General features: G+C 59.3%; 7 protein-coding genes. 2 read left to right on the top strand and 5 right to left on the bottom strand.

What is annotated here, in order from left to right:
- Positions 1-136 precede the first annotated feature (136 nt).
- Positions 137-1,351, top strand: a complete 1,215-nt coding sequence (dgoD, locus tag IRZ24_RS14420; RefSeq protein WP_297165439.1) for a galactonate dehydratase — start codon at positions 137-139, stop codon at positions 1,349-1,351.
- Between the two features lie 56 nt (positions 1,352-1,407).
- Here dgoD and IRZ24_RS14425 read toward each other — a convergent pair whose 3' ends face one another.
- Together IRZ24_RS14425 and IRZ24_RS14430 are read right to left on the bottom strand one after the other, a co-directional pair.
- Positions 1,408-2,154, bottom strand: a complete 747-nt coding sequence (locus IRZ24_RS14425; protein ID WP_297165441.1) for a ZIP family metal transporter — start codon at positions 2,152-2,154, stop codon at positions 1,408-1,410.
- A gap of 368 nt (positions 2,155-2,522) precedes the next feature.
- Positions 2,523-2,948, bottom strand: coding sequence for a response regulator (locus IRZ24_RS14430; protein ID WP_297165443.1), 426 nt, complete (start codon positions 2,946-2,948; stop codon positions 2,523-2,525).
- A 389-nt stretch (positions 2,949-3,337) separates the two neighbouring features.
- On the opposite strand from IRZ24_RS14430, the gene IRZ24_RS14435 reads away from it, so the two are divergent.
- Positions 3,338-3,802: a hypothetical protein gene (locus IRZ24_RS14435; RefSeq protein WP_297165445.1), complete on the top strand. Its 465-nt coding sequence runs from the start codon at positions 3,338-3,340 to the stop codon at positions 3,800-3,802.
- Positions 3,803-3,865: 63 nt separating this feature from the next.
- Here the strand turns inward: IRZ24_RS14435 and IRZ24_RS14440 are convergent, their stop codons facing one another.
- From IRZ24_RS14440 to IRZ24_RS14450, 3 genes are all read right to left on the bottom strand, one after another.
- Entirely contained in the window at positions 3,866-5,137 is a 1,272-nt protein-coding gene (locus IRZ24_RS14440) for a hypothetical protein (protein ID WP_297165446.1), read from the bottom strand.
- Positions 5,082-5,495 (bottom strand): hypothetical protein, encoded by a 414-nt coding sequence (locus IRZ24_RS14445; RefSeq protein ID WP_297165447.1) that lies wholly within the window; start codon positions 5,493-5,495, stop codon positions 5,082-5,084. Before IRZ24_RS14445 ends, IRZ24_RS14440 begins: the two co-directional genes overlap by 56 nt.
- A 113-nt stretch (positions 5,496-5,608) precedes the next feature.
- Positions 5,609-6,814 carry an aminotransferase class V-fold PLP-dependent enzyme gene (locus IRZ24_RS14450; protein ID WP_297165448.1) on the bottom strand — a complete coding sequence of 402 codons (1,206 nt, stop codon included), beginning with the start codon at positions 6,812-6,814 and terminating at the stop codon, positions 5,609-5,611.
- Between the last annotated feature and the right edge of the window lie 415 nt (positions 6,815-7,229).

Here is a 7,229-nt window from a genome sequence, read left to right on the forward strand (position 1 = left end):
GCCTCCACAATTGTCATACAATTTAACGGTATGATAATATAGGGATGTGGCTTCTGTCAAGCCAGGCGCGAATGACTTCTGCTTCCTAAGAGAGTTTTACTGTTGATCACCTCTGGAGGAGCCAGCGGGTACTGCTATGAAAATCGTCGATGTGAAGACTCATGTAATGGGCACGGCCTGGCGCAACCTGACCTTTGTGCGTGTGATTACCGATGAAGGGCTGGAAGGAGTCGGTGAGGTGCGTATGCTTAATCATACTGATGCCCTCTTGGGCTATCTAGCTGAGGCTGTGCCCAACCATGTGCTCGGCCATGACCCGCGCCACATTGAGGATCTAGTGCAGCGCATGTATCGCAATGACTATGCGCGGGCGGGCGAGATTGCCATGTCGGCCATTGCCACCATTGAGATCGCTTGCTGGGATATTGTAGGCAAGGCACTAGGGCGTCCAATTTATGAGTTGCTGGGCGGGCCGGTCCGCACGCGCATCAAGGCCTATGCGAATGGTTGGTACACGGTCGAGCGCACGCCAGAGGAGTTCCATCGGGCAGCGCGCCGCGTGATTGAGCGCGGTTATCGCGCCCTCAAGCTTGACCCCTTTGGCTCAGGCTTCTATGAGCTGGAGCCGTCCGAGAAACGCAAGGCGGTGGCTTTGGTGGAGGCAGTGCGCGATGCAGTCGGCCCGGATGTAGAGCTGCTGATCGAGATGCATGGGCGCTTTAATCCAGCGACAGCCGTAGAGATGGCGCGCGAGTTAGCCCCTTTCAAGCCATCATGGATTGAGGAGCCGGTCCCCCCTGAAAATCTGGCCGCGCTCAAGAAGGTGGCTGAGCAGGTGACGATCCCGGTCGCGACTGGTGAGCGCCTGCATACACGCTACGATTTTCGCCCACTGTTTGAGTTGCAGGCTGCCGATATTATCCAGCCCGATATTACGCACTGCGGCGGGCTGCTGGAGGTTCGTAAGCTTGCTGCCTGGGCGGAATGCTACTATCTACTGGTCGCTCCTCACAATGTCGGTGGTCCGGTCTCAACGGCGGCAGCTCTCCATCTGGCCGCTGTGACGCCTAACTTTAAGATTCAGGAGCATTTTAACGATCTCAATGAGGAGTGGGTCAAGCTGGCAGCACCAGGCAACCCCGAGGTGGTCGACGGCTATTTCTCGCTTCCACAGGGGCCGGGCCTGGGAGTCACTCTCGATCAGGCTTTTGTCGCCGCTCACCCACGCCAACGTATTTTCTTCAATCTCTTTGCGGAAAACTGGCACCTGCGCCAGGCGGTGCAGCCACCGCTCCAGGGACAGAGGCCAGCGACCTCTGCGACTGAGCAGCCACCTGCTTCCTCTGCGTAGCGACGGTGGCAGCTCTCAGGGGTCCAAGCCGAGAACGACACGGATGCAGGTCGTGCTTAGAATGGCTGGAGCAGGACGGTCATGATGAGCGCCGCGCCGGCTCCGGCCAAGGTCCACAGCAGCGACCAAAGCTCACTTGGGCGCTGGGCTGCGGGCAGTAGATGACTGGCTCCTAGATAAAGGAGAAAGCCGCTGAAGAAGCCCAGATAGCGCGGCAGAAGGGCCGTTGGCAGGCTGACCCAGATGGTCGCTAGCGCCCCCAGCAAGGGGGTACAGGCGAAGAAGAGCAGCCAGATAAGTGCCTGCCGACGGCTGCTGCGGTTGGTCAGCAGGATCACGACGGCGTTGAGGCCTTCGACGAGGTTGTGAAGGATAATGGCCCCGGCTAGTAGCAGTCCAGTAGCCGGGTTGACGCTGAAGCCGAGACTGATGGTCGCTCCCTCTAGCAGGCGGTGCAGGGAGAAGAGCAGGACGGAGACTACTCCCAGCACAGGCCGGGCTATCCCGCTTGTCTCCTCCTGACGCTGGCTCTCCTGGCCCTCCTGCCAGTGCAGAGCCAGCCTTTCGAGGAGGTGAAAGGTGAAGAAACCACAAGCCAAAGCGACAAAAGCGGTAAAACGCTCACGCGGCAGGAGGGCCAGCACGCTAAAGAGGCGCGGCAGCCACTGAAAGGTCGCCAGGCCCACGAGTGTGCCAGCCGCAAAGGCCATGACCCGCTGGAGTTGTTCGCGTTGCCTCAAGGCAACGATGCCACCCATGCACGTAGAGCAGAAGGCGATGATCGAGAGCAACAGTGTCCCCATGCGGCTTTTCCTCCTCAACTATAGGAAAGCCAATGCCGTGAAAGGCCCCTTCGACCAGCAAGGCGCTGCCGCGCCCTGTTAGCCGGCTCTTTCCGCCGACCCTTTCTCTAAAGAGATACCATATTTCTTCTTTTCAAAGCAATGCATTTCTGATGCTGTTGAGCATGAAAGTCGCTTGCTTGTTCAAGGTGACAGGGAGTGGCAGGAAGGAAGGCAGGACGAGCAGGTTAACCGGCGCCAGCGCCTGGCACGGACTTCAACAGCCCCCATTGGAGTGAGGGACTGATGAGACGCATCTGTGTGCTTCGTGCAGCGCTGGCCAATCCGGCCTGACCTCCTCGCTCAGATGGACCACGGTGAGGAGAGACTCACGAGCGCATCAGCGCATCGATGGCAGCGGTAAGGGTCTGGAGCTTGAAGGGTTTTTCAACGACGATAGCCCGAGGAGCGATGCTCTTGGCTTGTTCGATCTCGCTGGCCGGAGCAGCAGTGCAGAGAATGAGCGGAAGGTTGCGGGTGCGTGGATGGGCCCGCAGTTGGCGAAGGACGTCTTCTCCAGGCATGTCGGGCATGTAGAGGTCGAGAATCAGAATATCGATCGGCAGAGCCTCGGAGGCTTGCCCATCGACCTCCGACACAGCAGCTTTCTCCGCAGCGGGTTTCTCCACGCGGAGCGCTTCCAGGCACTCACGTGGGTGCCGATAATGCACAACGCGATGACCGGCAAAGTCTAGAAAAGTCGCGCAGAGCTTTGCAATGCGCGGATTATCTTCCAGCAGGCCAACCTGCGCCATGTCGCTACCTTCTCGTGGACGAAAGCAGGTCTGTTACCTCTTCGCCCAGAACAGGATAGAGAAAACACCCTGCAAATCTGATGATGGTTCCCCTTTGCTCACCACATCCCGTTCAAGATTGTAGTGTTCTTGATAGATGCATGTCAAGATAGTGTTGCGCTAGCTCGCGGTGAAAATGCGTGCGCTTTGCCTCGACGGGCTGACGCCGATGCTGTACAATGCCTTCAGACGAGGCAGCTTGCGGCCGCAATGTCGCCTGCCATGCTGGGGCGCTGAGGCCTCTTCCTTTGCTCTCCTTTCGCCGTTGCTCGCCTGCGACGTCCATCCAGCAGAGGCAGGAAGAGGCCAGGGGCAAGCCAGCCATGAGGATGCAAGTCTACAGGGAATATATGAACGAGAGCGAACAGGAACAGGGCAAAGTACTGCCTGTCAGCGTGGTCCGCTTTGGTTTGGGGAAGGAGATCCAGCTCTATCCAGAGGAGCTGGTGGTGGTGAAACGCGAAGAGGGCGAAGAGACGCGCGTCCCTCTGGCACAGATTCAGCGCCTGATTCTGATGCCGGGTGATCCTAATCCCGCCAGGCTGATCCTGCTGGCTGATCTTGATGAAAATGAGACGGTGATGCTGGCTGAGGGAATGAGCAATGTGCGCGATTTTCGGGCAATGTTGCCACGTTTGCGCGAGCTGGCTCCCCATATCCAGCTCGACCCTCCCGATATGGAGGAGCAGCTCCGCCAGGCCCTCAATACGCGCCGTGCCTGGACCTTGACCTGCTATGGGGCTATTCTCTTGGTCTGCATTTTGCTGTATTTGATCTATTTGCTGGTGGCATATATCGGGAGCCACCACCCATGAGACCGACGTTGATGTGCCCCCTCCCTCAGGGGGACCAGCAGAGGGTGCGCCTTTCGAGCCAGGCTACTGGCCCTGGCCTGAAGGCGCATCCCTCTCTTGCTGGCGGGGGGACTGGAACGAGGGTAGTTGGCGCTTTGGCTCGGCTGCCGGACGCGTTGCCTGCAGCAGCCCACGCCGATGACGGCGATTGCTACGCGTAAGCCAATAGAGGAGGATGATGAAGGCGATGACCAGCAGTAGCGGGACAAAGGCCCTGGTGTTCCAGCCGCCACTGCTGCCAGGGAAGACATAGACGTCGTCTACGGCAGCAAAGAGCTGACCATAGTTGCTGGCGCCCAGGGCTAGGGCATAGACCTGGCGATTCTTGGGGAGACCGCCACTCCCGATGATAGCGCTCCAGACCTGCCCACTGTCGTTGCTGCGCAGCACCCCGATGTCCGTGCCAACGTAGAGGGTGGTTGGCGTGCGAAAGTCAATCAGGATGGCCCGCACGCTGAGGCGCGCCAGCCCCTCTGTATTACGCTGCCAGCTTGCTCCGTCGTCATGTGAGAGAAAGATACCCTGATCAGTGCCAGCGAAGACTAGCTGTGGCTCTCCCCCACTAAGGGCCGCCGGACGTACGCGATAGACAGTGATGTTTGCGGGCAGGCCCCGGCTGACAGGGCGCCAGCTCTGCCCGCCATTATCGGAGCGATAGATACCGCCGACGGTAGCTGCCCAGAGCTGTCTCTGACCGCTGACATAGGCCAGGTCGTTGATGGGGGAAGCCGATGGCAACCCCCGATTGGCTGTCTGCCAGTGCTCCCCTCCATCGCTGCTCACAAAGACGCCATGATGGGCTGTGCCGACATAGAGGACGCTTGCGCGTTCCAGGTCAAAGGCCAGCGCCGTGCAGTTATCCGCTGGTAGTCCGGCGCTTGCCGCCCTCCAATGTCCACCGCCGTCGCTACTGACAAAGAGACCGTGGTCAGTAGCAGCGTAGAGGCGGCGCTCCGTGGCATCAAAGCTGAGGGCGTTGACCGCCAGGGGCAAGGGCAGCCCCTGATTGCGCGGCTGCCAGTGCTGACCAGCATCGTTACTGGCAAAAATGCCATCGTGGGCATCGCCGGCATAGAGCTGGACCGGATCAGCCGCGTTCACAGCCAGCGTCCGAATATGCTCGTGCTGCAGACCAGTTGATTCCCAGGCACCACCGGCAAGAATGCCGCTACTGGGAGCACAGGCAGCAGAGATGAGCAGCAACCAGCCGAGCGTCAGCGCCAGTAGTAGGCGCAGCGCCTTATGAGCGACGGCGGATGACTCGTTCGACGTAGATAACGGTTTCCTGGATCTCATAGCCCCGTGGCAGTTTGGGCGTCTTCTCAGTTGCCAGTGGCCCCAGCCGCTTCAGATCGCTCAGCCACGGTAGCGCCAGCGCAGCACGGCGCGTTGAGCCTGCCGGGCGAGACAACAGGGTAACCAGACGGCGTCGCAGCAGCTCCAAGCCCACTCCAACAGCCAGCGCTCCTACACCGGCAGCTACTCCTTGCACAGGGCCTCGCAGGAGCGCCGGCCACTGCAGCCGGCGGGGCGCCAGAGCCTCCCGCGGTCTGCTCACCAGGCTGCGCGAGGCCGGTATGACCAGCTCGGCCCCACAGACCGGACAACGCTGGTCCTCTGGCCCACAGCTGGCATGGCATTCAGGACAGACCATCGCTCTCCTCCCTTCCTGACGTCCTTCGTGCTTGTCATGCTTGCTTGACTCTTGCATACGGAAAATACTACGAACTTATGTAGAACCTGGTTTCGTTCTTCTACGGCCTGACCTCAGCCGTTCCGGCGCCGCTCTTCTAGGATCTCTTCGAGCGCTGCGATTACAATGGCGTTCTCTTCGATCGTATTGTAAAAGTACGGAGAGATCCGCACGAGGCCAGGACGCGCATCGACGATGATGTTGCGATTGATCAGCTCGGCCACAATCTGCTCAGGCTGGTCCATCTCCAGCATCACGATAGAGCTGCGCCGCTCTGGCTCACGCGGGGCACGCACTTGCCAGCCATGCTCACGCGCCCGCGCAATCAGATCGTTGGTGAGATAGCGCGTGCGCTCGCAGATAGTCTCAACGCCAATCTCACGCACAATCTCCATACCGGCATTGGCGACGTAGACAGAGGGCACTGCCGGCGTCCCGAGTTCCATACGTGCCGCATCCGCTCGAAAGACTAGTTCGCGCGTCTTGAACTGGAATTGCTCGCGATGGCCAAACCAGCCGGCGAGCGTCGGCTCGAGCTGTGAGAGCAGCCCCTCACGAATATAGATGAACGCCAGGCCCGGACCTCCCATCAGCCATTTCAGCGTGCCGCTGACCAAAATATCGATATCCATCGCCTCGACGTCGATGGGGATCTGCCCCGTGCCTTGGTAATCATCGATCAAGAGATAGGCCCCCTGCTTGTGGGCGATGTCGGCTACGGCACGCACATCCTGAATGTAGCCACTGGTGTAGAAGACGCGCGAGGTAGCTACCAGTAGTGTGCGCTCGTCTACTTTTTCTTCGAATAACTCCGGCGGCGTGTAGATACGATCGGGGCTTTCGACAAAGACGCACTCGACCCCCAGGCGGCGCTTGGCCAGCCATTGATAGGCGAGGGTTGGGAAGTCCATATCGGCCAGTACGACTTTGTTCCGCTGGCGATAGTCAAAGGCGCTGGCAATAGCCCCAAGAGCTACGGAGACATTGGGGGCGATGGCGATCTCGTGCGGCTCCGCGCCAATGATGGCTGCGAACTGGCGCCGTGCCTGCTCTAGCTCGCCCAGCCAGATTTCGTACCAGGCGTGCGCCCCCCATTCGTTCCACCGCTCCATGAATTCGCTCAGGCGCGCCATGCCACGTTGCGAAAGGGCCCCTAATGAGCAACTATTGAGGTAGGTCTTGCGCTGGAGAATGGGGAATTCTTGCCGGTAGGTCTCTAGCTCTGGATGCTCTACCGCAGGCGGCGCAGGATACGGCACACGCGACGCATCCGTGGTCATGGTTGCTTGCTCCTTGCTTGTGTCTTGTCTTGCGCGAGCTAGACCTATACTCCAGCTCTACTAACCAATGAGCCAGCCTCCTGGCCGCTCGGGCCGAGCAGGCCAGACCGACCGCGGCAGAAGCAGGCTCCTGCCCGCGCTACAGCTTTTTCTTGATTTCTCTTTCTATTCTAGCGATCCTCGTGCAGCCGGAGATCGGATCAGGCAGGAGAGAAACCACACTCGCCTCGCTGCCCTCTGCGTTGTTGCTGCGGTTTCGGTGGCTTCTCTGCGGCCAGCCCAGAGTATACCAGATCCGCCGCCGCTTGTCTTCCCTTCCTGCCAACACTGCGAATAATGGGCGATATAAAACCAATAACAGAGAACAAATACAAGAAAATATATTATTTCTATATATTGCGCGTTAGTGCATCGA

Origin of the sequence: Thermogemmatispora sp. (genome assembly GCF_019683755.1) — a bacterium.
Classification (GTDB): domain Bacteria; phylum Chloroflexota; class Ktedonobacteria; order Ktedonobacterales; family Ktedonobacteraceae; genus Thermogemmatispora.

What these genes read in the sequence shown, in the direction of transcription:
- IRZ24_RS14440 (WP_297165446.1), bottom strand. Translation starts at nt 5,137, where the DNA reads ATGAGATCCAGGAAACCGTTATCTACGTCGAACGAGTCATCCGCCGTC.
- IRZ24_RS14435 (WP_297165445.1), top strand. Translation starts at nt 3,338, where the DNA reads ATGAACGAGAGCGAACAGGAACAGGGCAAAGTACTGCCTGTCAGCGTG.
- dgoD (WP_297165439.1), top strand. Translation starts at nt 137, where the DNA reads ATGAAAATCGTCGATGTGAAGACTCATGTAATGGGCACGGCCTGGCGC.
- IRZ24_RS14430 (WP_297165443.1), bottom strand. Translation starts at nt 2,948, where the DNA reads ATGGCGCAGGTTGGCCTGCTGGAAGATAATCCGCGCATTGCAAAGCTC.
- IRZ24_RS14445 (WP_297165447.1), bottom strand. Translation starts at nt 5,495, where the DNA reads ATGGTCTGTCCTGAATGCCATGCCAGCTGTGGGCCAGAGGACCAGCGT.
- IRZ24_RS14450 (WP_297165448.1), bottom strand. Translation starts at nt 6,814, where the DNA reads ATGACCACGGATGCGTCGCGTGTGCCGTATCCTGCGCCGCCTGCGGTA.
- IRZ24_RS14425 (WP_297165441.1), bottom strand. Translation starts at nt 2,154, where the DNA reads ATGGGGACACTGTTGCTCTCGATCATCGCCTTCTGCTCTACGTGCATG.